The sequence below is a fragment of the Nonomuraea ceibae genome, assembly GCF_019396325.1.
Taxonomy (GTDB): Bacteria; Actinomycetota; Actinomycetes; order Streptosporangiales; family Streptosporangiaceae; genus Nonomuraea; species Nonomuraea ceibae.
Window position 1 is genome coordinate 34624 of the sequence record NZ_JAHKRO010000039.1, and the last position, 24652, is coordinate 59275.

A 24652-nucleotide genomic window follows, 5' to 3' on the forward strand; every position below is an offset into this window, starting at 1 on the left:
TGGCAGATGGCTCTCGCGTCCATCTTCGAGAAAATCGTAGGCTCGGACGCCAACATCGCGTTCATGGCGTATGACGGCACCAAGGCGGGGCCTGACGGCGCCGACATCGCGATAGAGGTCAAGTCCCCGATCGCGGTCGCCTATCTGGCCCAGGCTCCGGGTGAGCTGGGTCTGGCCAGGGCGTATGTCTCCGGTCACATCGACGTGCACGGCGACCTCTACACCCTGCTCGACCGCATGTGGAACATCACGACCAACGACCTGACGACCGCGGAGAAGCTCGCCGCGGTGCGGTCGCTGGGCGTCAAGCCGCTGCTCATGCGGGTGCCGCCGCCTCCGCAGGAGATGCGGCAGAGCACGCTGGCCCGGCTCGGCTCGCGGCACGCCAAGCAGCGTGACGCCGAGGCGATCCACCACCACTACGACGTGTCCAACCGCTTCTACCGGTGGGTGCTCGGCCCGAGCATGGCCTACACGTGCGCGGCCTTCCCCGAGGAGGACTCCACGCTGGAGGAGGCGCAGTTCGCCAAGTTCGACCTGGTGGCCAGGAAGCTCGGGCTCAAGCCCGGGATGCGGCTGCTCGACGTCGGGTGCGGCTGGGGCGGCATGGTCATGCACGCGGCCGAGCACTACGGGGTCAAGGCGCTCGGCGTGACGCTGAGCAAGCAGCAGGCCGAGTGGGCCCAGAAGGCGATCGCCGACGCCGGGTTGCAGGACCTGGCGGAGGTCCGCTACATGGACTACCGCGACGTCACCGAGTCGGGATTCGACGCGGTGAGCTCGATCGGCCTGACGGAGCACATCGGCGCGGCCAACCTGCGCTCCTACTTCACGTTCCTCAACGGCAAGCTCAAGCCGGGCGGCCGGATGCTCAACCACTGCATCACGCGGCCGACGGGGACCGAGAAGACGTTCAACAAGGGCGGCTTCATCAACCGCTACGTCTTCCCTGACGGGGAGCTGGAGTCGGTGGGCACGCTGATCCGCCACATGGAGGACCTCGGCTTCGAGATCCGCCACGAGGAGAACCTGCGCGAGCACTACGCCAAGACCCTGCGCGTCTGGTGCGACAACCTCGACGCCAACTGGGCCGACGCGGTCGAGGAGGTCGGCATGGGCACCGCCCGCGTGTGGGCGCTGTACATGGCCGGCTGCATCGTCGGCTTCGAGCGCAACAAGGTGCAGCTCCACCAGGTGCTGGGCGTCAAGCTGGACGAGGACGGCCGCTCCGGCATGCCGCTGCGCCCGGCCCGCGACTGGCCCTGATCAGCGGTCCAGCACTTCGTGCAGCGTCTTGGCGAACTCGGCCGGGTGCGTGAGGAAGCCCACGTGCCCGCCGGGAAACTCGGCGATGTCGATGCCGAGCCGCTCGGCCAGGATCTCGGCGGTGCGGCGGCCGGGCGTGTGATGCGTCTCGGCGCCGCTCCCCAGCGTGAACGGGCCCTGGCGCAGGGCCTCCTCGTCCGGCAGGTAGCCGGTGAACGAGCACAGCTCGTAGCGCAGGCAGAACTCCAGGTTGGCCGCCACCCGGGCGAGCATCTCGGCGACCGGCGCGGGCTGCGCCGGGTCCGGGTCGGGCGGGGCCGGCACGCCCAGCGCCTCCGACAGCCGCCGCACCGCGGGCCCGGCGCCGTCGCGGTCGAGGGTGTCGCGCACCTCCGCGAAGAGCGCCCGCCAGCGCGCGGCGTCGGGTAGCAGTTCGGTCAGCAGCGGCTCGTGCGCCACCAGTGCCCGCACCTGCTCGGGCCGCTGGGCGATCAGGTGCATGCCGACCATGCCGCCGTAGCTGGTGCCGAAAACGTAGGCGGGCTCGGCGGTGAGGGCGCGCACGAGCAGGTGGGCGTCGCGGGCGTGCTCGGGCAGCCGCTGCTCGCCCGCCGGCCCGGTCAGGCGGCTGCGGGAGTTGCCGCGAGGGTCGTAGGTGATCACCGTGTAGAGGTCGGCGAGCTGCTGGGCGAGCGGCGCGTACAGGCCGGCGTCGCCGTCGCCTCCGTTGATCAGCAGCAGGACCGGTCCGGCTCCCCGCACCTCGTAGTACAGCTCCGCCCCGGGCACCGCGAGCCTGCCGCTGTCCATCGTCGTCTCCCCGTGATTGACCTGTTTCCCGTTCTGATCGTCCGTGGGAGCCGGGACGTTTCTCCGTGATGCCAACAACTGTAGGCCAACAACTGTTGACTTCCTTGGCCGCGCTGTCTAGCGTGATGCCTACAAGCGTTGGCAATTGGAGGAACCCATGGACGTCCTCATCGTCGGAGCCGGTCCCGTCGGCCTCACCGCCGCCCTCGTGCTCACCCAGCGCGGACACGCGGTGACCATCCTCGACGCCCAGGCCGAAGGCGCCAACACCTCGCGCGCCGCCGTCGTCCACGCCCGCACCCTGGAACTGCTGGAGCCGTACGGAGTGGCCGCCGCCCTGGCCGGGCGCGGCGTCCACACGCCCCGCTTCACCATCCGCGACCGCGACCGGCTGCTCGTGCCCGTCCCGTTCGGCGACCTGCCCACCCGCTACCCGTACACGCTGATGATCTCCCAGGCCGACACGGAGGCGTTCCTGCTGGCCCGCCTGGAGGAGCTCGGCGGAAAGGTCCTGCGCCCGGTCACGCTGACCGCCCTGGAGCAGGACGCGGGCGGCGTCACCGCCACGCTCGACGACGGCCGGCGGCTGCGCGCCACCTACCTGATCGGCGCCGACGGCATGCACAGCACGGTACGGGAGGCCACCGGCATCCCCTTCGACGGAGGCACGTACGCCGAGTCGTTCACCCTCGCCGACGTGCGGCTGAGCGGCGGCGTGCCGCACGACGAGGTCATCCTCTACTTCTCACCCGCCGGGCTCGTCGTGGTCGCGCCGCTCCCCGGCGGCCTGCACCGCGTCGTCGCCACCGTCGCCGAGGCCCCGCGCGAGCCGGACACCGCGTTCGTCCAGGCGCTGCTCGACGCCCGGGGCCCGCAGGCGTCGCCCGCCGTCGTGCACGAGGTCGTGTGGGGCTCGCGCTTCCGCGTCCACCACCGCGTCGCCGGCACCTTCCGCCGAGGCCGCGTCCTGCTCGCCGGGGACGCCGCGCACGTGCACTCCCCGGCCGGCGGCCAGGGCATGAACCTCGGCATCGAGGACGCCGTCACCCTCGCCGAGCTGCTCGCCCGCGTCCTCGACGGCGAGCCCGACACCCTGCTCGACACCCACACGGCCACCCGGCGGCCCGTCGCCGGGAAGGTCGTCGCGCTGGCGGGCCGCCTCACCCGCCTGGCCACCGCCCGGGCGGCCTGGCGTCCGCTGCGCAACCTCGTCCTGACGGCCGCTGGCCGCCTCCCGGCCGTGCGCCGCCGCCTGGCCTGGCAGCTGTCCGGCCTCGACCGCCGCTGACCGGGCTCACGCCGCCCTGAGCAGCTCGATCAGCGCCGAGATGCTCTGGTCGCCGCGCCCCTGCGCCACGGCCCGCTCGATCAGGTCGTGCATCGGCGCCTGCCAGGAGACGTCCACCCGCGCCTCGTCGCCGAGCGAGCGCTCCTCGTCCAGGCCCGCGTGGAAGAGCCCGATGGCGGAGGCGGGCTCGCCGTAGTCTCCGGAGTCGATCTCCCTGGCCAGCTCCGGCAGCACGGACCCGATCATCTCCAGCCATTTGACGGAGTACGGCACCAGCGTGCGCGCCTCCAGGCCCCGGGCCGTCACCAGCGCCGCGCCCTGAAGGAACCCCAGCAGCGCCGGCAGCAGGATGCCGCCGACCGCGCTCTCGTACAGCGCCGCCAGATCCGGCTCCTCGCCCAGGTGCACGGTGTCGCCGCCGAGGACACGCAGCGTCTTCTCGTGCTCGTCGAACACCGCCCGGTCGCCGCTGTAGTAGAGCAGCGTGTCCGGCGCGCCCACGGCGGAGGGCACGTTCTTCACCGCGCCGTCGAGGAAGCGGGCGCCGTGCCCGGCGGCCCAGGCGGCCAGGTCGCGGGCCGCGGCGGGCGTCCCGCTGTTCAGGGTGACCAGGGTGCGCCCGGCCAGCGCTCCGGCGGCCGGCTCCAGCGCCTCCCGGGTGGCGGCGTAGGTGGTCAGGCAGGCGACGACGAGCGGGCTCGCCGCGACCGCGCCGGCGACGTCCGCCGCCCGCTCGGCTCCCCGGGAAACCAGGGGCGCGGCCTTCTCCGGGGTGCGGTTCCACACGGTCGTCCGGAGCCCGGCGTCGACGAAGGCCCCGGCCAGCGCCGCGCCCATCGAGCCCAGGCCGAGAACGGTCACGTCGGTCATAGGTGTTCTCCCATCGGTTGATCAGGTCACATGCTGGCCCCTCCGCTGACATTTGCTCAAGTACCTACTATTTTGTCGGGTACTGACATCGAGGTAAGTGAGGCGCTGATGACACGGACCTTCACCTGCGGGCTCGACGCCGCCATCGCCGTCATGGGCGGCAAGTGGAAGGGCCTGATCCTGTTCGCGCTGGGCGAGGGCCCGGTGCGGTTCGGCGAGCTGCGGCGCGCGGTGCCCGGCATCAGCGAGCGCGTGCTGATCCAGCAACTGCGCGAGATGGAGGCGAACGGCCTGGTGCATCGCGAGGTCTACCACCAGGTGCCGCCGAAGGTCGAGTACTCGCTGACGGAGTTCGGCCAGTCGCTCAACACCGCCCTCGCCCCGCTCGGCACCTGGGGAGAAGAGCACCTCGACCGCATCGAGGCCCTCTTCTAGCCGCCCGTCCCGAGCTCGCGCGCCACGAACCCGGCCCGCTCCTCGACGCTCGCCCGGGGCAGCACGACCAGCTCGTAGCCGTACTCCTGGTATGCCGCCACGCAGGCCTCGTAGGTGCGCTCGGCCTCGGCGAGATCCTGCTTGCGCTCGGCGTCCCGCTCGTAGATCTCCGGCCACGGCGGCGCCGCGAACACCCGCCCGTAGCGCACGGCCCGGGCGGCGGCGCGCACGTGCGGCGGGACCGGCAGGCCCGACAGCGTGAGGTAGGCGGCCACGTCCACCACCCCCCGGTCGAACAGCACCGTGCCGTCCTCAGGGGCCTCCCGGTAGGAGCGCAGGTCGAAGGAGAGCATCAGCTCGGCGAACAGCCCGGGATCGGCCCACGGCAGCGCGGCGCCGCCGATGGCCGCCTGCTCCCGGATGATCGCCCGGCCCGCCTCCGGCATGGCGGCGAGCCCGCGTCCGCGCAGAGCCTCGACGAGCGTGCTCTTGCCGGACCCGGGCCCGCCGGTGAAGACGACGTACATGGGACAACCATCCCACCGCCCGGTGGTCAGGCCGTCGCGCAGGGGGAGCCGTTGAGGGTGAAGGCGGCCGGCTCGGCGGTGTCGCCCGAGTGGGTCGCCTGGAAGCCGAACGACGCCGACGCGCCCGGCGCGATCGCCCCGTTGTAGGCGACGTTCCTGGCCGTCACCTGGCCGCTCGACGGCGACAGCGTGGCGTTCCACGCGCCCGTGACGCTCTGCCCCTGCGGCAGCGTGAAGGCCAGCGACCAGGCCGACACCGGGGTGGAGCCGGTGTTCGTGATGGTGACCGCGGTCGTGAACCCGGTGTTCCAGGTGCTCATCGTGTACGTGACGCGGCACCCGCCCGGCGGCGGCGTCGCCGTGGTCGTGGCCGTGGGCGTGATGCTCGGAGAGGTCGTCGGGCCGGGCTCCGACAGGCCGAGGAAGTCGATCGTGGCCCCGGCCATCCCGCCGACCGGCAGGCTGTGGCCCACGCCCTGGAGGCTGACGGCCTCGACGGCCACGTTCGTGCCGGTGCCGCCGTAGCGGGTCCTGGTCCAGGACGGCTGCGGCTGGTCGGTGCGGGCGGGCGTCTGGCTCAGGCCGTGGACGTTCGTCCACTGCTTGATCTGCTCCTGGAAGTTCGGGTAGCGCAGCGTGCTGTCCTCGGTGCCGTGCCAGATCTGCATGCGCGGCCGGGCGCCGCCGTAGCCCGGGTAGGCGGCGCGGACCAGGTCGCCCCACTGCTGCGGCGTCCGGCTGATCTGGCCGTTGGCGCACGCGCTGTTCCAGCTCGACCCGTCGGTGGTGGCGAAGCAGCCGAACGGCACGCCCATGTACGACGCGCCCGCCTCGAACACGTCAGGGTAGGCGCCGATAAGCACGTTCGTCATCATGCCGCCGGACGAGGCGCCCACCGCGTAGGTGCGGCCGGGGTCGGCGCCGTAGCGCTGCTCGACCCAGCGGACCATGGACACGATGCCGACCGGGTCGCTGCCGCCGTCGTGCCGCAGCGCCTGCGGCGAGGAGACGTCGTAGCAGGAGCCGCTTCTGGTGGCCGACGGGTAGATGACGATGAACTTGTGCCGGTCGGCCAGCGAGGCGAACTCCGTGCCGGAGTAGAACGCCGGTCCCGACCCGGTGCAGTAGTGCACGGCCACCAGCACCGCCGGGCGCGCGCCGACGCCGTCGGGCACGTACAGGTGCATGCGCAGGCCGGTGGGGTTCGTGCCGAAGCCGGTGACCTCCGTCAGCTGGGCCGAGGCGGCAGGCGGCGCCAGGGCCAGCGCCGCCGCGGCGATCGTCACGGCCGCCGCCACGGCTCCCGCGATCCGGGATCTGATGCTCATCGAGTTCCTCTCCCTCGAACTGAAACGTTTCGAGTGTGGACAGAAAATTTCGATCGAGCAATGCCCTGACGACGACGCCCTCCCGGCACGCAGCTGGGAGGGCGTCGGCGGCTGAAAGTTTCGGCGTCAGCGCAGCTCGCGCTTGAGGATCTTGCCCGTCGCCGTCATCGGGAGCGCGTCGCGGAACTCGACCACCCGCGGGTACTTGTAGGCCGCCATGGCCTCGCGGCTCCAGGCGATCAGGTCGTCCTCGGTCAGCGACGATCCCGGGGTGCGGATCACGTACGCCTTGATCTCCTCGCCGTGGGAGTCGTGCGGGACGCCGACGACGGCGGCCAGCGAGACCTCCTCGTGGCCCATGAGGACCTCCTCCACCTCGCGCGGGTAGACGTTGAACCCGCCGCGGATGATCATGTCCTTGGCCCGGTCGATGATGGAGTAGTAGCCGTCGGCGTCCCGGGTGGCGATGTCGCCGGTGCGGAACCAGCCGTCGCGCATCACCTCGGCGGTGGCCTCGGGGCGGCCGTAGTAGCCCTTCATGACGTTGTGGCCGCGCACCGCGATCTCGCCCGGGCCCTCGCCCTCGACGGTCTTCCAGTCGGGGTCGACCAGCCGCATCTCCACGCCCCAGATCGGGGTGCCGATCGTGCCCGGCTTGGTAGGCCGGCCGAGCTGGTTGAAGCTCGCCACCGGCGAGGTCTCCGACAGGCCGTAGCCCTCCAGGATCGGGATGCCGAACGTCTTCTCGAAGTCCTTGAGCACCTCGACCGGCGAGGCCGAGCCGCCCGCCACCGCGATCCGCAGCGTGGACGGGGCCTCCTCGCCGTCGGCGTGGATCTTGGTGAGCAGGGCCCAGTACATGGTCGGCACGCCCGCGAAGAACGTGACCCCCTCGGCGCGCATGATGGCCAGCGCCTCACCCGGCTCGAAGCGCGGCATCAGCACCAGCGTCGCGCCGCGCATGAAACCGGTGTTGAGGATGACCGTCTGCCCGAAGGAGTGGAACAGCGGCAGCACCGCCAGATAGGTGTCGCCGCCCTCGGTGCGCGGGAACATCTTGTCGTTGACCATGACGTTCATGACCATGTTCTGGTGGCTGAGCTCGGCGCCCTTGGGGCGGCCCGTGGTGCCCGAGGTGTAGAGGATGACCGCGGTGTCGTCGGGCGCGGTCTGCACGGTCTCGAACTCGCCCGACATCCCGCCCAGCGCCGCCCAGATCGACTCGCCGTACTCCGACTCCGTGGCCAGCGCCGTGGCGGGCAGCACGAAGAAGTGCTCGCACCCCTCGGCCGCCTCGAACCCCGCCTTGCCGCGCTCGCCCAGCGGCAGCTCCGGTGTGCCCTCGAAGCAGAACAGCGCCTTGGCGTCGCTGTCGTCGAGGTGGTAGGCGATCTCCCGCGACTGCAGCAGCACGTTGAGCGGCACCACCGTCGCCCCGGCCTTGAGGATGCCGAAGTAGACGAACGGGAAGTAGGGCAGGTTGGGACAGGCGATCGCCACCTTGTCGCCCTTGCCGATGCCGCGCGACACGAGCAGGTTCGCGACCTGGCAGGCCACCGTGTCGATCATGGAGTAGGGCAGTCGCATGTCCCCGAAGACGATCGCGGTGGCATCCGGGGTGTTGCGCGCGCTGTCCTCCAGGACGCTCGACAGGTTGAGCATGCCTTTCCTCCCTCATCCAGGTGCTTGGGCACATCCTGTCAGCCTGACCATACCGACTGGTAGGTAACAGAGGTCACAAGTATGTATGGACGCGCCCCGTCGCCTGGAGTAAGCAAGTAGCACATCACTGAGGAGTGGCCATGGAGTACGACTACGTGATCGTCGGAGCCGGTTCGGCAGGGTGCGTGCTGGCCAACAGGCTGTCGGCGGACCCGGCGGTGACCGTCGCCCTCATCGAGGCCGGAGGCCGCGACGACAAGCTGGAGATCCGCATGCCCGCGGGCTTCGCCAAGCTGTTCAAGACCGGCTACGACTGGGACTACACCACGGCCAAGCAGAGTGAGATGGCCGGGCGTGAGCTCTACTGGCCGCGCGGCCGGGTCCTCGGCGGCTCCTCGTCGATCAACGCCCAGATGTGGGTGCGCGGCTGCGCGCTCGACTACGACCAGTGGGGCGTGCCCGGCTGGACGTACGAGGACGTGCTGCCCTACTTCAAACGCGCCGAGCGCCGGGTCGGCAGCAACCACGGCGGCGTCTACGGCACCGACGGGCCGCTGTTCATCTCCGAGCTGCGCAGCCCCAACGTCACCACCGCCGCCTTCCTCAGAGCGTGCGACGAGCTCGGCCTGCGGCGCGCCGACGAGATCAACGGCCACGTCAACGACGGCTACGGCCCCACCCCCGTCAACCAGGACCGCGGCCGCCGCTGGAGCGCCGCCGACGGCTACCTGCGCCCCGCGCTCAAACGCCCCAACCTCACCCTGATCACCGAGGCGGACGTGAACCGCGTCGTCTTCGACGGCAGGCGCGCCGTCGGCATCGAGCACAGCGGCGGCGCCCAGGTCAGGGCCCGGCGGGAGGTCATCCTGTCGGCGGGCGCCATCGGCTCCCCCTACCTGCTCATGCGCTCCGGCGTCGGCGCCGCCGACGAACTGCGCGACGCCGGGATCGCCGTCGTCCACGAACTGCCCGAAGTGGGCAAGAACCTCCAGGACCACCTGTCGTCCGGCGTGTTCGTCGCCTGCAAGCAGCCGGTCACGCTGACCAAGGCCGAGTCGCTGGGCAACCTGCTCCGCTACATCGTGCTGCGCTCCGGCATGCTCACCACGAACGTCGGCGAGGCCGTCGCGTTCATCCGCACCACGCCCGCCGAGCCCGCCCCCGACATCGAGCTGATCTTCGCGCCCGGCCCGTTCATCGACCACGGCCTCACCCCGCCCACCGGCCACGGCCTGACCGTCGGCGTCATCCTGCTCCAGCCCGAGAGCCGGGGCCGCATCGGGCTCAACGGCCGCGAAGTCCTCGTCGACCCCGGCTACCTGACCAAGGAAGCCGACGTGAAACGGCTCGTCGCCGGGCTCAAGGTGGCCAAGCAGGTGTTCGCCAGCGCCGCCATGAAGCCGTACGCCGGCGGCCCGATGCCCCCCTACACCGCGCCCGAGACCGACGACGAGCTGGCCCAATGGGTGCGCGAGCGCGGCGAGACCCTCTACCACCCGGTCGGCAGCTGCCGGATGGGTGCCGACGAGGACGCCGTCGTGGACCCGCAACTGCGCGTGCGCGGCCTCGACGGGCTCCGGGTCGCCGACGTGTCGATCATGCCGACGCTCAACCGCGGACACACCCACGCCCCCGCCATCATGATCGGCGAGAAGGCGGCCGACCTCATCGCGGCAGGCTGACCCGTGGAGATCCGGACGATCCACGCCAACGGGGTGGAGTTCGCGTACCTCACCGCCGGGGACGGGCCGCTCGCGCTCTGCCTGCACGGCTTCCCCGACACCGCACACACCTGGCGTCACCTCGTGCCCGCGCTCGCCGCCCGTGGCTACCGCGCCGTCGCGCCGTTCATGCGCGGCTACGCGCCCACGGAGATCCCCGCCGACGCCGCCTACGACGGCGACGCGCTCGCCGCCGACGCCCTCGCCCTGCACGAGCGGCTCGGCGGCGACGACTCGGCCGTCATCGTCGGCCACGACTGGGGCGCCGTCCCCGTGTACGCCACCGCCGACCGCTTCCGCGCCGCCGTCACCCTCGCCGTCCCGCCGCCCGCCGTCCTCCGCGCCGCCTTCCTGCACTACGAGCAGCTCAAACGGTCGTTCTACGTGTTCCTCTTCCAGACCGGACTGGCCGAGACCGCCGCGTCGGCGCCCGGGTTCCTCGAAGGGCTCTGGGCCGACTGGTCACCCGGCTACGACGCCACCCACGACCTGGAGCTCGTCCGCCGCAGCATCGGCGACCCCGCCCACCTGTCGGCCGCCATCGGCTACTACCGGGCCATGCTCGGCGCCGCCCCGCCCTCTGGCCGCCACCCCGCCGCCGGAGCCGCCGCCGCCACGCCGATCCTCTACCTCCACGGCGAACGCGACGGCTGCATCGGCGCCGACCTGGTCAAGGACGCCGCCGCCGCGCTGCCGCCCGGCTCCCGCGCCGAACCCGTCGCCGGCGCCGGGCACTTCCTCCACCTGGAGCGCCCGGCGGCCGTCAACGACCTCGTCCTGTCCTGGCTCGGGCCCGCCCGGGGCTGAGCACGACCAGCTCCGGGTGCCGGCCCGACAAACTCACCCGCACCCTCTCCCGTACGGTGAAGCCGTCCGGGACCCCGTCGTGCACCAGCGCCACCACCAGCCCGTCCGCCGCCAGCACCCGCCGCACCTCCCGCCACAGCCTCCCGGGATCCCCGGCCAGCAGCCCGCCCGCCGCGACCTGACGCCCCCACGGCGGGTTCACCAGCACCCGATCCACCACCCCGTCCCCCAGCGGAACGCGCCCCCCGTCCGCCACCCCCCACCAGAACCCACCGGAAGCGACACCACCGGCCCCACCGACCAGAAGCCCCGCCCCGCCCGCCCAGCCTGCGCCGCGCGCACGGGAGTAGCCCGCCCCGGCCACGGGCCCGTCTGCCCTGGAGACGACCCCGGCGGCGGTGCGCCCCTCCGCCGGGACGCGGGTGACGGTGGGCGTTGGGTGGGTGCCCGCCTCAGGGGTGCCCGCACTGTACGCGGGGGCGAGGGGGAGCGTTGGGGCGGTGTGCAGGTGGGTGGCGTTGGTGGTGGCGGCCGTGATGGCGGCGGGGTTGTGGTCCAGGCCGAGGAAGCGGGCGTGGGGGGCGAGGGCGGCGGCCTCGAGGAGGGTGGTGCCGGCGCCGCAGCAGGGGTCGAGCACGGTGCGGGCGCCGTCGAGGCGGGCGAGGGCCGCCATGGCGGCGGCGAGCGGCGGGTGCAGGCTGCCCGGCACGGACCCGAGCTTGTACGGCCGGCGGTGCAGGGGCCGGGCCGCCAGGCGCAGTCCGATGACGGCGCGCTCGCCCTCGATCGTCACCCGGAACGCCAGGCATCCGGCGGGGGGCGGCACGGCGCCGCCGGCGCGCGAGTGGTAGGGCAGCCGCAGCCGGCGGCCCAGCTCGGCCCCGACCGCGTCCTCGATGTCGTGGCGCGTGTAGGCGCGCCGCCCGACGAACGTGGCCGACACCTCGACCCCGGCCGCGTCCCGGTGCGGGAGCGGGCGGGGCGGCAGGGCGCGGAGGGCGCGGGCGGCGGCCGCCAGGCGGCGCAGGGCGAGGCGGCCGTGGCCGACCCCGTCCACCACGGCCGCCACCAGCAGCACGTCGTCGGCCGTCCGCAGCCCCAGCAGCCCGGGGCCGGGGTCGGCCGTGTCGAACCAGACCTCGCGATGGCGCAACCCGCGGACGGAGCCGAGCCGGGAACGGCGGATTTCAGCTGCGACCAGGGGTTCGATGCCATGCACCGCCCTGGCCACGGCAAGGGTGCGCACGTGTCCTTCTCCCATGGAGCGACCCGGGACGGCGGCCGGCCGTCCCGCATCGCCGGCGGTGGGTCATCCGCGACCCGCCGGCGGATCGCTAGCCGAGGAGGAAGAAGAACGTCATGCCGGTCACCGTAGCCACCGTCCGGCTCGGCTCGCCACACATTTTCCGGCCACGTACGTACGGTGTACGTCGAAAGCATTGACGTACCGGCATCGAGGCTCGAATGATGGCCCCATGAGCGTCGTTGACTTCGACCTGTCCGACCGCGATTTCTGGGCCAGGCCCATGGGCGAGCGCCGGGAGGCGTTCGACCGGCTGCGCCGCCTGGACAGCCCGGCCTTCTTCGAGGAGCCGGAGGTCTCGTTCGCCCCGAAGGGCCCCGGCTACTACGCCCTGGTCCGGCACGCGGACATCCTCGAGGCCAGCCGCACCCCGGAGGTGTTCTCGTCGGGGGAGGGCGGCGCGACGAACATCCCGGACATGCCGGCCGAGTTCGCCGAGTACTTCGGGTCGATGATCAACATGGACGATCCCCGGCACGCCCGCCTGCGCCGGATCGTCTCGCGCGCGTTCACGCCGAAGATGATCAAGCAGTTCGAGACCGACGTGGAGTCGGCGGCCGTCAAGATCGTCGACGACCTGCTGGCCAAGGGTCCCGGCTGCGACTTCGTCACCGAGGTCGCCGCCCGGCTGCCCCTGAAGATCATCTGCGACATGATGGGCATCCCGGAGCGCGACTACGGGTTCGTCTTCGACCGGTCGAACATCATCCTCGGCGGCTTCGACCCCGAATACACCGGCCCCGACCTCGGCCAGCTCGCCGAGAAGCTGCTCACCGCAGGCATGGAGCTGCAGCAGCTCGTCCAGGACCTGGCCGCGCACCGCGCCGAACACCCGACGAACGACCTGACCTCGTCCCTGGTCAACGCCAACATCGACGGCGAGCAGCTCACCCTTCAGGAGCTCGGCTCGTTCTTCATCCTGCTCGTCGTGGCCGGCAACGAGACCACCCGCAACGCGATCTCGCACGGCCTGCGCCTGCTCACCACGAACCCCGACCAGCGCGCGCTGTGGCTGAGCGACCCGGAGGCCTACACCGGCACGGCCGTCGAGGAGATCGTCCGCCTCGCCTCGCCGGTCAACTTCATGCGCCGCAAGGTCACCCGCGACCACACGATGAACGGCCACCTCTACCGCAAGGGCGAGAAGGCCGTCCTCTACTACTGGGCGGCCAACCGCGACCCGGCGGTGTTCGAGGACCCGGAGCGGTTCGACATCACCCGCCACCCGAACCCGCACGTCGGCTTCGGCGGCCCGGGCCCGCACTTCTGCCTGGGCGCCCACCTGGCCCGCCGCGAGATCACGGTGATGTTCCGCGAGCTGCTGCGCCGCGTCCCCGGCATCGAGGGCGGCACGCCGGACCGGCTGCACTCCAGCTTCATCAACGGGATCAAGCACATGGAGTGCGCCTTCTAGCGTCCGGGCCTACCCCTGGGCGGTCACCTTCAGCCGGTTGATCACGGTGTTGAGGTCGGGGCGCAGGTTCTCGCCCTCCTCCGGGACCGACATGTAGACGACGGCCGGCAGCTCGGCGCCCGTGTCGAGCGCGGCCGTGACGATCGTGGCCTTCTCGCTCGCGGACGTGAGCGCGTACGCGATGAGCATGCCCTTGGCGTCGCCCACGGTCAGCTCCTGCTGGGCGATCTTCTTGACCCGGTTGGGCATCTCGAACAGGCGCTTGCGCGCGTCGACCACGACCGCCTTGATCGCCGGCTCCAGCTCGCCCGGCTTGGCGTAGGACGAGGCCAGCCGCTCCGGGAGCGGCCCGGTGAGCACCTGCGCGGCCAGGTTGGTGCCGACCATCGCGTACTGGCGGGTCTCGAAGCCGTACGTGCCCTTCACCGTGGGCCGCTCGTCCAGCCGCCAGGTGCCGCCGAGGCGCGGGACGGAGATGCCGGCGGCGGCGTCGGGCAGCGTGCCCGTCACGCCCGACGCCTTGCCCGGGAACTTCGGCAGGCGGGGGATCGTCGAGGTGGTCTTCTGCGGTCCGGGCGGCGGCGTCTTCGTGGTCTCCTGCGCGACGGGCGGCGTCTCCTTCGCCCCGGCGAGCGGACCGGCGAGGAACGCCCAGAGCAGGCCCGCGACCAGCGCGATCGCGACCGAGCCGGCCAGCGCGTAGATCCAGATGGGCTTGCCCTCCTCCAGGGTCTCGGGCTCGCCCATCTCGTTGTAGTCGTCGCCGAAGACGGTGTCCCAGAGCTGCTGCTGGCGCTCGGGGGGAGGGGTGCGCGAGCCGCTGATCTGGCCGGCCGTGACGAACGGGCGGTCCGGGTCGGACGGGTCGCGGCTCAGGTTCGCGCCCGGCCTGCCGTGCTGCGCCTGGTGCTCGCCCGGCTGCTGGTGCGGGTCGTGCGCCTGGTCGAGGGGCTGGATCGGCGGCTGCTGCGGCTCGGCGACGGGCGCGGCGTGCGGCTGCCCGTGCCCCGGCGGCTGTGCGTGGCCCTGCGCCTGGACCTGGGAGTACGTCATCGTGCGCTCGTCGGCGGCCTGCGAGGTCGGCACCACCGGCTGGTCGGGCGGGGGCGCGCTGTACGGGGTGTCCAGCGGCGAGGGGGAGTGGTGGCGGGGCGCGGCGGAGTCCTGCGGCGGCCAGGGGGCCGGGGAGCTGAGGTTCGCCCAGGCGCCGGGCTGCGCGGCGGGCGGCTCCGACCACGCGGGCGCCGGGTCCGCGGGCTGCCCGGGGGAGGGCTGCCCAGCGGTGTGCTGTCCGGAGGAGGGCTGTCCGGTGGTGGGCCAGGACGTCGGCACCGGCTCGGCGTCGCGCCGGGCGGGCTGGGCCTCGGGCCGGGTGGCGTCGGCCCAGGAGAACTGCTCGGGCTGCGACGACCGGCCGGGCGGCTCGGGCCAGGCGGCGGCGGGGGGAGCCTCGGGCCAGGCGGTGGGCGGCTGCTGGGCCGCCGGAGGCGTTTCGGGCCAGGAGGTCGGGACATCCTCGCGCGGGGCCTCGGGCCAGGACGGTGGCAGGTGAGGTGCTCCGGAATGCTCCGTTGCCATTGCTGCCGGCCCTCCTGTGGTTATGTCCGGATTCGACGTGCTGTGCATGATCTCATGGGATTTTCCAGGAGACCCAGCCGGCTCCGCAGGGAAACGGGCGAAGCCGTGCGGATCGGTCGGCGGATCCTGCTGGGGCAGGTCGGCCTCCGGTCGTTCCGGCTCAGCTGAATGCACCACGGCGACGAGAGTATTCTAATGGGACATATGAGGTCACAACGGATCTATCACCATCAGGTCTCACCGGCCTGAAGGCTCCATTGTGCCCGCCCGCGCCGCTTGAGCGCCTGCATTCGGTTGAAGAGGTGCGCTAGGCTTGACCTATGCGTTCCGCGACCCTGCTTCTTAGCGGGCCGCGACGGCCCTGAAGATCTCGCCGTCGCGGCTGCCCCTCGTCCTGCATACGAGGGGTTTTTCTATGGGTCCGAGTCAATCAGAAGGACAACCGCCGTGAGTGAGTACGACCCGCAGGCGCTGCAGGCCAAATGGCAGCAGCGATGGGAGGAGCTGGACCCGTTCCGGGCGAGCGAGGACGCCGCCGACCCGCGCGAGCGGCGCTACATGCTCGACATGTTCCCCTACCCCTCCGGCGACCTTCACATGGGCCACGGCGAGGTGTTCGCGATCGCCGACGTGGTCGCGCGCTACTGGTTCCAGCGCGGCTACAACGTCCTGCACCCCATCGGCTGGGACTCCTTCGGCCTGCCCGCCGAGAACGCCGCGATCAAGCGCAACGCCCACCCAGCGGAGTGGACCTACGCCAACATCGAGACGCAGGCCAACTCGTTCAAGCGCTACGGCATCTCCTTCGACTGGTCGCGCCGCCTGCACACCAGCGACGCCGACTACTTCCACTGGAACCAGTGGCTGTTCAACCGCTTCTTCGAGCGCGGCCTGGCCTACCGCAAGGGCGGCCTGGTCAACTGGTGCCCCAACGACCAGACCGTGCTGGCCAACGAGCAGGTCGTGGCCGGCAAGTGCGAGCGGTGCGGCGCGGACGTCGTCAGGCGCGAGCTGACGCAGTGGTACTTCAAGATCACTGACTACGCGCAGCGCCTGCTGGACGACATGGACCAGCTCGAAGGCGGCTGGCCCGAGCGCGTCATGACCATGCAGCGCAACTGGATCGGCCGCTCCGAGGGCGCCGACGTGCTGTTCCAGATCGAGGGCCGCGACGAGCCCGTGCACGTCTACACCACGCGCCCCGACACGCTGTTCGGCGCCACGTTCTTCGTGGTCGCGGTCGACGCCGCGCTGGCCGACGAGATCGTCACCGACGAGCAGCGCCCCGCGTTCGAGGCCTACCGCGCCGAGGTCGCCAAGCTGAGCGACATCGAGCGGCTGTCCACCGACAAGGAGAAGACCGGCGTCTTCCTGGGCCGCCACGCGATCAACCCGGTCAACGGCGAGCGCATCCCCGTCTGGGCCGCCGACTACGTGCTGTCCGACTACGGCCACGGCGCCATCATGGCCGTGCCCGCCCACGACCAGCGTGACCTCGACTTCGCCCGCAAGTTCGGGCTGCCGGTCAAGGTCGTCGTGCACACCGGGCTGGCCGACCCCGGCGAGACCGGCGAGGCCACGCCCGGCGAGGGCCGGCTGGTCAACTCCGGCCCGCTCGACGGCCTGACCAAGGCCGAGGCCATCGCCAAGATCATCGAGATTCTGGAGGTCGACGGCAAGGGCGCAGGCGCGGTCAACTTCCGGCTGCGCGACTGGCTGCTGTCGCGGCAGCGGTTCTGGGGCACGCCGATCCCGATCATCCACTGCGGCGACTGCGGCGAGGTGCCCGTTCCCGACGACCAGCTGCCGGTCACGCTGCCCGACCTGCGCGGCGAGGCGCTGTCGCCCAAGGGCGTCTCCCCGCTGGCCAGCGCCACCGACTGGGTCAACGTCGAGTGCCCCAAGTGCGGCGGCCCGGCCAAGCGCGACACCGACACCATGGACACCTTCGTCGACTCGTCCTGGTACTTCCTGCGCTACTGCTCGCCCGGCTACACCGAGGGCCCGTTCGACGTCGAGCAGGTCCGCAAGTGGGGCCCCATCGACCAGTACGTGGGCGGTGTCGAGCACGCGGTGCTGCACCTGCTCTACTCGCGCTTCTTCACCAAGGTCCTGCACGACATGGGCATGGTGAGCTTCACCGAGCCGTTCCTGCGGCTGCTCAACCAGGGCCAGGTGATCAACGGCGGCAAGGCGATGTCGAAGTCCCTGGGCAACGGCGTCGACCTGGGCCAGCAGATCGACGACTACGGCGTCGACGCGGTCCGCCTGACGATGGTGTTCGCCGGCCCGCCGGAGGACGACATCGACTGGGCCGACGTGTCGCCGGCGGCGTCGCAGAAGTTCCTGGCCCGCGCCTTCCGGGTGATGGACGAGACGGCCAGCGAGCCGGGCGTCTCCTTCGAGGGCGGCGACCTGGAGCTGCGCAAGATCACTCACCGGACCATCGACGAGGTCACCAAGCTGGTCGAGTCCTACCGCTTCAACGTCGCGGTGGCGCGCATGATGGAGCTGACCACGGCCGCCCGCCGGGCGATCGACTCCGGCCCCGGCGCCGCCGACCCGGCGGTGCGCGAGGCCGCCGAGGCGCTGGCCGTCATGCTGTCGCTGGTCGCCCCCTACACCGCCGAGGAGGGCTGGGAGCGGCTGGGCCACACCGGCGGCACCGTCGCCAAGGCGGGCTGGCCGGTCGCCGACCCGGCGCTGCTCGTCCAGGAGTCGGTCACCTGCGTCGTGCAGGTCGCGGGCAAGGTGCGCGAGCGGCTGGAGGTCCCGCCCGGCATCTCCGAGGACGAGCTGCGCGAGCTGGCCCTGGCCTCGGAGAAGGTCCAGGGCTACCTCCAGGGCACCCCGCGCAAGGTGATCGTGCGGGCGCCCAAGCTGGTCAACATCGTCCCCTGACGCTCACAGCCGGCGCAGGGCCGGCAGGAGGTCCTTCTCCGCCCAGGCGAAGAAGGGCTCCTGCTGGTCGGCGCCGATCTGCACGAGCGCGACGTGGGTGTAGCCGCCGTCGAGATAGGCGCGCACCGCCTCCACGACCGCGTCCACGTCGTTGCCGCACGGCACGCTCTGCGCGACGTCGTCGGGGCGTACGGTCGAGGCGGCGGCCGCGAAGTTGACCGGGCCGGGCAGCTCGGCCATGACCTTCCAGCCGCCGACGCCCGACCAGCGCCACAGCCGGTGCGCGCGTTCCTTGGCCGCCTCGGCGTCGGTGTCGTAGGAGAGCGCGAGCTGCCCGTACACCGGCTTGCCCGAGCCTCCGGCGTCGGCGAACGCGCTGACCACCTCGGGCATCGGGTCGTTGATGACCAGGATGTCCCCGTACTCGGCGGCGAGCCGCGCCGAGCTGGAGCCCGAGGCGGCGATCGCGATCGGCACCGGCTCCTCGGGCAGGTCGTACAGCTTGGCCGAGTCGACGTCGTAGAACTCGCCCTGGTAGGTGACGTAGCCGCCGCCGAACAGCTCGCGGATGATCTGCACGGCCTCACGCAGCATGCGGTGGCGCACGTCGGCGGACGGCCAGCCCTCGCCGATGACGTGCTCGTTGAGGTTCTCGCCCGCGCCGAGGCCGAGCGTGAACCGGCCGCCGCTCAGCACGCCCATCGTGGCCGCCTTCTGCGCCACCACCGCCGGGTGGTAACGCATGATCGGGCAGGTCACGTACGTCATGAGCGGCAGCCGGGCGGTGGCCTGGGCCGCGGCGCCGAGCACCGACCAGGCGTACGGTGAATGGCCCATCTCCTCGACCCACGGGAAGTAGTGGTCGGAGATGACCGCGTAGTCGAAGCCCGCCTGCTCGGCCCGGGCGGCGGAGTCGACGAGCTGCCGGGCGGGCGTCTGCTCGCACATCAGGGTGTAGCCGAATTCTGCCATGATGTCCGGACTACCCGGCTTCGTACAGGCTAGTTACCGGCCGGTGGAGATCAATGATGGTCCGCCAGCTCCTCCACCACCAGGCCGAGCCCGATGCCCAGCAGCCAGATGTCCTTGACGATGCCGATGCCCTCCTGCGACGGGCGCAGGCTGCCCTCCTGGCGCAGGCCCGGCGTCTTCAGGTAGAGCCCGATCAGCCCGCCCGCGAACCCGGTCAGCGCCACCCCGGCCAGCAGCGACGGCACCACGGGCAGCAGCAGGGCGGCGCCGAGCACGATCTCGGCCTTCGACAGCAGCTTGACGAACCGCTGCGGCTCCAGCTTGCCCAGGAACGGATACGGGACGGTCGCCATCCCGTGCACCCCGGCGGCGGTCTGTTCGTCGGCGTGCGCCTTGGACAGGCCGGAGTTCAGGATGATCGCCCCGGCGGCGATCCTGGGCGGCATCTGGTGAGCGCGTGCGCAGAGTCTCATGCCGTGCTCCTGCCCCTGACGTGCGCGGCTGTCCGCTGAGCGCGGAAATTATCCTCTACGGTTCGATGGGCTGCGCATTAGTGTTCAGCTGTGACAACTGGCGCTTACCTGAGATTCCCGCACCTAAACGGTGACCTCGTCACCTTCGTCGCCGACGACGATGTCTGGCTCGCCCCCGTGACCGGCGGCCGGGCCTGGCGGTTCACCGCCGACCGGACCCCCGTCTCGGCCCCGCGTTTCTCCCCCGACGGCAGCCGCATCGCCTGGACCAGCACCCGCGAAGGCGCCCCCGAGGTGTTCGCGGCCGAGCTCGACGGCGGCGAGGGCGAGCGGCTCACCCACTGGGGCTCCGCCTCCACGCAGGCGCGCGGCTGGAGCGACGACGGCAGGCCCCGCGCGATCAGCGCCACCGGCCAGGGCGGGCGCAACAGGACGTGGGCGTACGAGATCCCGCTCGACGGCGGCCCCGCCACCCGCCTGCCGTACGGCTGGGTGAGCGACCTGTCCACCAGCGGCGACCGCGTGGTCACCGTGTCGCCGATGTGGCGCGAGCCGTCCGCCTGGAAGCGCTACCGGGGCGGCACCGCGGGCAAGATCTGGATCGACGCCGACGGCACCGGCGAGTTCACCCGGCTGTTCGCCGACAGCGCCGCCCAGCACTGGGCCGCCATGTGGATCGGCGACCGCATCGCCTTCCTCGCCGACACCGACGGCACCGGCAACCTCTACTCCGCCCTGCCCGACGGCTCCGACCTGCGCCGCCACAGCTCACACGACGCGTTCTACGCCCGCCACGCCGCCACCGACGGCGAGCGCGTCGTCTACTCCCACGCCGGAGACCTGTGGCTGCTGGAAAGCCTGGACGCCGAGCCGTACCCGCTCGACATCCGCCTCGGCGGCCCCCGGCCGGCGCGCGCCCGGCGGCCCGCGCCCGCCCGCGTCGGCGGCTTCTCGCCCGACACGTCCGGACGCGCGAGCGCCGTCGAGATCCGCGGCACCGCCCACTGGCTCACCCACCGCGACGGCCCGGCCGGCGCGCTGCGCGTCGAGCCCGGCGTCCGCGTCCGCCTGCCGCGCGCCCTCGGCTCCGACGGCCGCGCGATCTGGGTCTCCGACGCCACCGGCGAGGACGGCCTGGAGATCGGCACGCCCGGCGGCGAGATCCGCACCCTGGCCGCCGGCGAGCTCGGCCGCGTCCTCGAACTGGAGGCCGCCCCCGACGGCAAGCACGCCGCCGTCGCCACCCACGACGGCCGGCTCCTCGTCGCCGACCTGGAGACCGGCGACCTGCGCGAGCTCGACCGCACCGGCTACGGCGACATCAGCGGGCTGACGTTCTCGCCCGACTCCGCCTGGCTCGCCTGGGTGCACCCGCACCACAACCCGCTCTCGCAGATCAAGATGGGCCGCCTCGACGGCACCTCCGTCATCGAGGTCACGCCGCTCCGCTTCGCCGACTACGACCCCGTCTTCACCAAGGACGGCAAGCACCTGGCGTTCCTGTCGGTACGCACCTTCGACCCGGTCTACGACGCGCACGTCTTCGACCTGTCGTTCCCCGCCGGCTGCCGGCCGTACCTGGTGCCGCTGCGCGCTGGCACGCCCTCCCCGTTCGACCCGAGCCTCCAGGGGCGCGGCTTCAACGGCGAGGACGACCACCCCACGCCGGAGGAGAAGAAGAAGGACAAGGACGACACACCGCCGCGCACCGAGGTCGACCCCGAAGGGCTCGCCTCCCGCGTCGTGCCCGTCCCGGTGCCCGCCGCCCGCTACAGCAACCTGCGCACCGCCAAGGACGCGCTGCTCTGGCTGCGCCACCCGCTGTCCGGTCAGCTCGGCGACGGCACCGAGCAGACCGGCGAGGTCGTCCTGGAGCGCTACGACCTGGCCAAGCGCGCCAAGTCCGAGCTCGGCAAGGAGATCCGCGCCTTCGAGGTGAGCGGCGACGGTACCCGCCTCGTCCTCAACGGCAAGAACGGCCTCCAGACCCGCCCGGCCGGAGACGGCGACGACGTCGTCACCATCGACCTCGACCGGATCTCCGTCCAGCTCGACCCCGTCGCCGAATGGCGGCAGGGCTACCGCGAGGCCGGGCGGCTCATGCGCGACCACTTCTGGCGCGCCGACATGAACGGCGTCGACTGGCAGGCCGTGCTCGACCGCTACGAGCCGCTGGTCGAGCGGATCGGCTCCCACTCCGAGCTGGTCGACCTGCTCTGGGAGGTGCAGGGCGAGCTCGGCACCTCCCACGCCTACGCCATCGCCAACGGCGCCCCCGTCGACCCGCGCCGCCGCCAGGGCCTGCTCGGCGCCGACCTGTCCCGCGACGACGACGGCACCTGGCGCGTCGCCCGCATCCTGCCGGGCGAGACCTCCGACCACGACGCCCGCTCGCCGCTGCTCGCGCCCGGCGTCGCCGTCCGCGCCGGTGACGCGATCGTCGCCGTCAACGGCCGGCCCGTCGACCCGGCGCGCGGCCCGCTGCCCCTGCTCGCGGGCACGGCGGGCCACCCCGTCGAGCTCACCGTACGGGCCGGCACCGGCGGCGAGCCGCGCAAGGTCGTGGTGACGCCCATCGCCGACGAGCTCCGGCTGCGCTACCACGACTGGGTGGAGAACCGGCGCGCCTACGTCCGCGAGGCGTCCGGCGGCCGGCTCGGCTACCTGCACGTGCCCGACATGGTCGCCGCCGGGTGGGCGCAGTTCCACCGCGACCTGCGTACGGAGATGGCCCGCGAGGGTTTGGTCGTGGACGTGCGCGAGAACGGCGGCGGGCACGTCTCCGAGCTCGTGCTGGAGAAGCTGTCACGCCGGGTCACCGGCTGGATCCAGGTGCGCGGCAACCAGCCGATGCGCTACCCCGAGGACTCGCCGCGCGGCCCCGTCGTCGCCGTCACCGACGAGTACGCCGGATCCGACGGCGACATCGTCAGCGCCGGGATCAAGAACCGCGCCATCGGCCCGCTCGTCGGCGTCCGCACCTGGGGCGGCGTGATCGGCATCGACTCCCGCTACTCGCTGGTCGACGGCACCGCCGTCACGCAGCCGCGCTACTCGTTCTGGCTCGAAGGGCCCGGGTGGGGGGTGGAGAACCACGGCGTCGACCCCGACATCGAGGTCGTCATCACCCCGCAGGACCGCGTCGCCGGGCGCGACCCGCAACTGGAGAAGGCCGTCGAGCTCGCGCTCGCCGCGCTGGAGGAGACCCCGGCGGCCACCGCCCCGGACCTGCCGCCTCTGCCCTGACCCGAGGCATGCGGGGCGCCCCGTACGGCCGGTTTCACGACGACGCCCGACGGTCGCCCTGCCCGGCGGCCCTCACGACACGCGAGGGTCGCCCCACACGGCGGCCCTCACGACACCCGAGGGTCGCCCCACACGGCGGTCGAGGTGAAGCAGGTCTCGGCCTCCGTCCGCAGGATCACGACGCTCGCCCCGTCGAGGGTCACGTCCATCGTCGCCGGCCGCTTGAGCTGGGCGGCGACCGAGCCGACCTCCTCGTCGGAGTCGGGCTGGCCGTCCTCGTCCCGGTCGGCGAAGACCGTGAACGTCACCGCCTGCTCACTGTCCTCGGCCTCGGCGAGCCCCACCGTGGCCTCGAACCGCTGGTAGCCCTTGCCGAGCGGGAAGACCGTCGTCGCCATGTTCGTCCCGCAGTCGGTCGCGAAGCCGAGGCTGTGCCGGTAGGTGTGCCCGCCGATCCGCTGCGTGCCCTTGATCGGCGCGGACTCGGTCGGGGTCAGGCTCGACAAGAGGAGGGCGCCCTCCGTGAGCGCCGACCGGCCCGGCTCCGGCGACGTGCCCGCCGGCTCCGTGATGGTCGCCGTCGCGGTGATCGTCACCGTGGCCGCCGGCGACGGCGTCACCTGCGCCGCCTGGCTGGCCCCCTCGTCCTTACCGGCCAGGTAGGTCATGTAGGCCACGACCACGCCCGCCAACGCGGTGATCACCGCGGCCAGGATCTGCCCGTTGCGCCCCTCGCGCGCGGCTTTGACCGCGGGGTCGTCGTCGTCGCGTGGCTCTGTCGTCATTCATCCTCGGCTGGGGGTTACGCGGAGTGAGGAATGACGATCATACCGTCACCGAGCCGATCCTACGCAGGATCTCCTCCAGAACGGGCCGGCCGGTCGCGAAGTTCAGCCGGACGAACGTCTCCCCGCCCGGCCCGAACGCCGTCCCGTCACTCAGCAGCACCCGGGCCTCCCGCTCCAGCACCTCCGCCATCCCCGGCCGGTCGTAACCCAGCCACGCCAGATAGGTGGCCTCCGGCACCCGGTACGTGACGCCCTCCGGCAGGCCGGACGCGATCAGGTGCCGGTTGTGGTCCAGCAGCGCCCGCGTCTCCTCCAGCCACGCGTCGCCGTGCCTCCACGCCGCGACCGTCGCCTCCACGCCGAACACGCTCGGCGACCCGAACACGAACTCCGGCTGCGCGTCCAGCGCCTTACGCGCCGCCGGCGCGCCCACGTGCGCCACCGAGCAGCGGATCCCGCCCAGGTTGAACGCCTTCGTGGCCGACGTCAGCGTCACCGTACGGTTCGGCAGGATCGTCGCGAACGGGATGTGCCGGTGCGGTTCGTACACCAGGTCGGCGTGGATCTCGTCCGAGATCACCAGCAGGTCGTGCCGCTCCGCGTGCTCCGCCAGCTCCTCCAGCTCCGCCCGGGTGAACACCCTGCCGGTCGGATTGTGCGGATTGACCAGCAGCAGCACCCGGCATCCCGCCAGATCCGGCACCTCGAACCGCCACGAATCCCCGTCCGCCACCATCGGCACCGGCCGCAGCGGCCGGCCCATCGACTCCAGCGTGCCCAGGAACGGGTGATAGGCCGGAGTGTGCAGCGCCACCGCGTCGCCCCGCTCGGTGCAGACGTGCAGGAGCACCTGCAGGGCCTGGTTCAGGTCGGAGTACGTGCGCACCGACCCCGCGTCCGCCGCCCAGCCGAACCGCGCGGCCATCCGCTCCGCGAACGCCTCCGCCAGCGGCTCGCACTGCGGGCTGTCCAGCCACACCGGGTAGCCCAGGTCCCCGTCGGCCCGCCGCCGCAGCGCCTCACGCACCGCCGGGGCCGTGCGGAAGTCCATGTCGGCCACCCAGGCGGGAATCACCCCCGGGGCGGCCTTCGCCCACTTCAGTCCGTCATTGGATGCCTTGAAGTCCTTGCCCACGAATGCGTTGCTCACCCGATCAGTGTAGAAACATCCGGATTCGTCCGCCGGGCTGGTCCGTCCACCGAGCCGGTCCGCCCACCGAGCCGGTCCGCCCACTGAGCCGGTCCGTCCATCGAGCCGGTCCG

Annotated in this window: 20 protein-coding genes; 9 read left to right on the top strand and 11 right to left on the bottom strand. The window is 72.2% G+C overall.

Annotated elements, in window-relative coordinates:
• Positions 1–6: 6 nt before the first annotated feature.
• Positions 7–1266, top strand: a complete 1260-nt coding sequence (locus tag KME80_RS23700; protein ID WP_219508315.1) for an SAM-dependent methyltransferase — start codon at positions 7–9, stop codon at positions 1264–1266.
• On the opposite strand, the gene KME80_RS23705 is transcribed toward KME80_RS23700, so the two are convergent.
• Entirely contained in the window at positions 1267–2076 is an 810-nt protein-coding gene (locus tag KME80_RS23705; RefSeq protein WP_219508316.1) for an alpha/beta fold hydrolase, read from the bottom strand.
• A gap of 157 nt (positions 2077–2233) precedes the next feature.
• Here KME80_RS23705 and KME80_RS23710 point away from each other — a divergent pair, with 157 nt between their 5' ends.
• Positions 2234–3364 (top strand): FAD-dependent oxidoreductase, encoded by a 1131-nt coding sequence (locus tag KME80_RS23710; protein WP_219508317.1) that lies wholly within the window; start codon positions 2234–2236, stop codon positions 3362–3364.
• Positions 3365–3370: 6 nt separating this feature from the next.
• Here the strand turns inward: KME80_RS23710 and KME80_RS23715 are convergent, their stop codons facing one another.
• Positions 3371–4234: an NAD(P)-dependent oxidoreductase gene (locus KME80_RS23715; protein ID WP_219508318.1), complete on the bottom strand. Its 864-nt coding sequence runs from the start codon at positions 4232–4234 to the stop codon at positions 3371–3373.
• 108 nt (positions 4235–4342) lie between these two features.
• On the opposite strand from KME80_RS23715, the gene KME80_RS23720 reads away from it, so the two are divergent.
• Positions 4343–4669, top strand: a complete 327-nt coding sequence (locus KME80_RS23720; protein WP_219508319.1) for a winged helix-turn-helix transcriptional regulator — start codon at positions 4343–4345, stop codon at positions 4667–4669.
• Here the strand turns inward: KME80_RS23720 and KME80_RS23725 are convergent.
• Both KME80_RS23725 and KME80_RS23730 read right to left on the bottom strand, forming a co-directional pair.
• Positions 4666–5196, bottom strand: a complete 531-nt coding sequence (locus KME80_RS23725; protein ID WP_219508320.1) for an AAA family ATPase — start codon at positions 5194–5196, stop codon at positions 4666–4668. The two genes, KME80_RS23720 and KME80_RS23725, sit on opposite strands and share 4 nt — an antisense overlap.
• Positions 5197–5222: 26 nt before the next feature.
• Positions 5223–6524: an extracellular catalytic domain type 1 short-chain-length polyhydroxyalkanoate depolymerase gene (locus KME80_RS23730; protein WP_219508321.1), complete on the bottom strand. Its 1302-nt coding sequence runs from the start codon at positions 6522–6524 to the stop codon at positions 5223–5225.
• Between KME80_RS23730 and KME80_RS51980 the strand changes: the two genes are divergently transcribed.
• A complete protein-coding gene (locus KME80_RS51980; protein WP_281427135.1) occupies positions 6517–6639 on the top strand; it encodes a hypothetical protein in 123 nt (40 codons plus the stop codon). The genes KME80_RS23730 and KME80_RS51980 overlap by 8 nt on opposite strands.
• 11 nt (positions 6640–6650) lie before the next feature.
• Here KME80_RS51980 and KME80_RS23735 read toward each other — a convergent pair whose 3' ends face one another.
• Positions 6651–8186 carry a long-chain-fatty-acid--CoA ligase gene (locus tag KME80_RS23735; RefSeq protein ID WP_219508322.1) on the bottom strand — a complete coding sequence of 512 codons (1536 nt, stop codon included), beginning with the start codon at positions 8184–8186 and terminating at the stop codon, positions 6651–6653.
• 140 nt (positions 8187–8326) lie between these two features.
• Between KME80_RS23735 and KME80_RS23740 the strand changes: the two genes are divergently transcribed.
• Positions 8327–9868 (top strand): GMC family oxidoreductase, encoded by a 1542-nt coding sequence (locus KME80_RS23740; RefSeq protein ID WP_219508323.1) that lies wholly within the window; start codon positions 8327–8329, stop codon positions 9866–9868.
• A gap of 3 nt (positions 9869–9871) precedes the next feature.
• The gene (locus KME80_RS23745) at positions 9872–10714 is read left to right on the top strand and encodes an alpha/beta fold hydrolase (RefSeq protein WP_219508324.1); all 843 of its coding nucleotides are present in this window, start codon (positions 9872–9874) and stop codon (positions 10712–10714) included.
• Here KME80_RS23745 and KME80_RS51985 read toward each other — a convergent pair.
• Positions 10671–11960: a methyltransferase domain-containing protein gene (locus tag KME80_RS51985; RefSeq protein WP_219508325.1), complete on the bottom strand. Its 1290-nt coding sequence runs from the start codon at positions 11958–11960 to the stop codon at positions 10671–10673. The two genes, KME80_RS23745 and KME80_RS51985, sit on opposite strands and share 44 nt — an antisense overlap.
• Positions 11961–12189: 229 nt before the next feature.
• On the opposite strand from KME80_RS51985, the gene KME80_RS23755 reads away from it, so the two are divergent.
• A complete protein-coding gene (locus KME80_RS23755) occupies positions 12190–13431 on the top strand; it encodes a cytochrome P450 (protein ID WP_219508326.1) in 1242 nt (413 codons plus the stop codon).
• Positions 13432–13440: 9 nt separating this feature from the next.
• On the opposite strand, the gene KME80_RS23760 is transcribed toward KME80_RS23755, so the two are convergent.
• A complete protein-coding gene (locus KME80_RS23760) occupies positions 13441–15009 on the bottom strand; it encodes a hypothetical protein (protein ID WP_219508327.1) in 1569 nt (522 codons plus the stop codon).
• A gap of 447 nt (positions 15010–15456) precedes the next feature.
• Here KME80_RS23760 and leuS point away from each other — a divergent pair, with 447 nt between their 5' ends.
• Entirely contained in the window at positions 15457–17910 is a 2454-nt protein-coding gene (gene leuS, locus KME80_RS23765; RefSeq protein ID WP_219508328.1) for a leucine--tRNA ligase, read from the top strand.
• Positions 17911–17913: 3 nt separating this feature from the next.
• On the opposite strand, the gene KME80_RS23770 is transcribed toward leuS, so the two are convergent.
• Together KME80_RS23770 and KME80_RS23775 are read right to left on the bottom strand one after the other, a co-directional pair.
• Complete coding sequence (locus KME80_RS23770) at positions 17914–18882, bottom strand: TIGR03557 family F420-dependent LLM class oxidoreductase (RefSeq protein ID WP_219508329.1); 969 nt, start codon at positions 18880–18882, stop codon at positions 17914–17916.
• Between the two features lie 50 nt (positions 18883–18932).
• The gene (locus KME80_RS23775; protein ID WP_219508330.1) at positions 18933–19355 is read right to left on the bottom strand and encodes a hypothetical protein; all 423 of its coding nucleotides are present in this window, start codon (positions 19353–19355) and stop codon (positions 18933–18935) included.
• A 90-nt stretch (positions 19356–19445) separates the two neighbouring features.
• On the opposite strand from KME80_RS23775, the gene KME80_RS23780 reads away from it, so the two are divergent.
• Positions 19446–22601 carry a S41 family peptidase gene (locus tag KME80_RS23780; protein ID WP_219508331.1) on the top strand — a complete coding sequence of 1052 codons (3156 nt, stop codon included), beginning with the start codon at positions 19446–19448 and terminating at the stop codon, positions 22599–22601.
• A 107-nt stretch (positions 22602–22708) separates the two neighbouring features.
• Here KME80_RS23780 and KME80_RS23785 read toward each other — a convergent pair whose 3' ends face one another.
• Complete coding sequence (locus KME80_RS23785; RefSeq protein WP_219508332.1) at positions 22709–23386, bottom strand: NPCBM/NEW2 domain-containing protein; 678 nt, start codon at positions 23384–23386, stop codon at positions 22709–22711.
• A gap of 40 nt (positions 23387–23426) precedes the next feature.
• Complete coding sequence (locus KME80_RS23790; protein ID WP_308125899.1) at positions 23427–24539, bottom strand: MalY/PatB family protein; 1113 nt, start codon at positions 24537–24539, stop codon at positions 23427–23429.
• Between the last annotated feature and the right edge of the window lie 113 nt (positions 24540–24652).

What these genes read in the sequence shown, in the direction of transcription:
- KME80_RS23700 (WP_219508315.1), top strand. Translation starts at nt 7, where the DNA reads ATGGCTCTCGCGTCCATCTTCGAGAAAATCGTAGGCTCGGACGCCAAC.
- KME80_RS23705 (WP_219508316.1), bottom strand. Translation starts at nt 2,076, where the DNA reads ATGGACAGCGGCAGGCTCGCGGTGCCCGGGGCGGAGCTGTACTACGAG.
- KME80_RS23710 (WP_219508317.1), top strand. Translation starts at nt 2,234, where the DNA reads ATGGACGTCCTCATCGTCGGAGCCGGTCCCGTCGGCCTCACCGCCGCC.
- KME80_RS23715 (WP_219508318.1), bottom strand. Translation starts at nt 4,234, where the DNA reads ATGACCGACGTGACCGTTCTCGGCCTGGGCTCGATGGGCGCGGCGCTG.
- KME80_RS23720 (WP_219508319.1), top strand. Translation starts at nt 4,343, where the DNA reads ATGACACGGACCTTCACCTGCGGGCTCGACGCCGCCATCGCCGTCATG.
- KME80_RS23725 (WP_219508320.1), bottom strand. Translation starts at nt 5,196, where the DNA reads ATGTACGTCGTCTTCACCGGCGGGCCCGGGTCCGGCAAGAGCACGCTC.
- KME80_RS51980 (WP_281427135.1), top strand. Translation starts at nt 6,517, where the DNA reads ATGCTCATCGAGTTCCTCTCCCTCGAACTGAAACGTTTCGAGTGTGGA.
- KME80_RS23730 (WP_219508321.1), bottom strand. Translation starts at nt 6,524, where the DNA reads ATGAGCATCAGATCCCGGATCGCGGGAGCCGTGGCGGCGGCCGTGACG.
- KME80_RS23735 (WP_219508322.1), bottom strand. Translation starts at nt 8,186, where the DNA reads ATGCTCAACCTGTCGAGCGTCCTGGAGGACAGCGCGCGCAACACCCCG.
- KME80_RS23740 (WP_219508323.1), top strand. Translation starts at nt 8,327, where the DNA reads ATGGAGTACGACTACGTGATCGTCGGAGCCGGTTCGGCAGGGTGCGTG.
- KME80_RS23755 (WP_219508326.1), top strand. Translation starts at nt 12,190, where the DNA reads ATGAGCGTCGTTGACTTCGACCTGTCCGACCGCGATTTCTGGGCCAGG.
- KME80_RS23760 (WP_219508327.1), bottom strand. Translation starts at nt 15,009, where the DNA reads ATGGCAACGGAGCATTCCGGAGCACCTCACCTGCCACCGTCCTGGCCC.
- KME80_RS23770 (WP_219508329.1), bottom strand. Translation starts at nt 18,882, where the DNA reads ATGGCAGAATTCGGCTACACCCTGATGTGCGAGCAGACGCCCGCCCGG.
- KME80_RS23775 (WP_219508330.1), bottom strand. Translation starts at nt 19,355, where the DNA reads ATGAGACTCTGCGCACGCGCTCACCAGATGCCGCCCAGGATCGCCGCC.
- KME80_RS23785 (WP_219508332.1), bottom strand. Translation starts at nt 23,386, where the DNA reads ATGACGACAGAGCCACGCGACGACGACGACCCCGCGGTCAAAGCCGCG.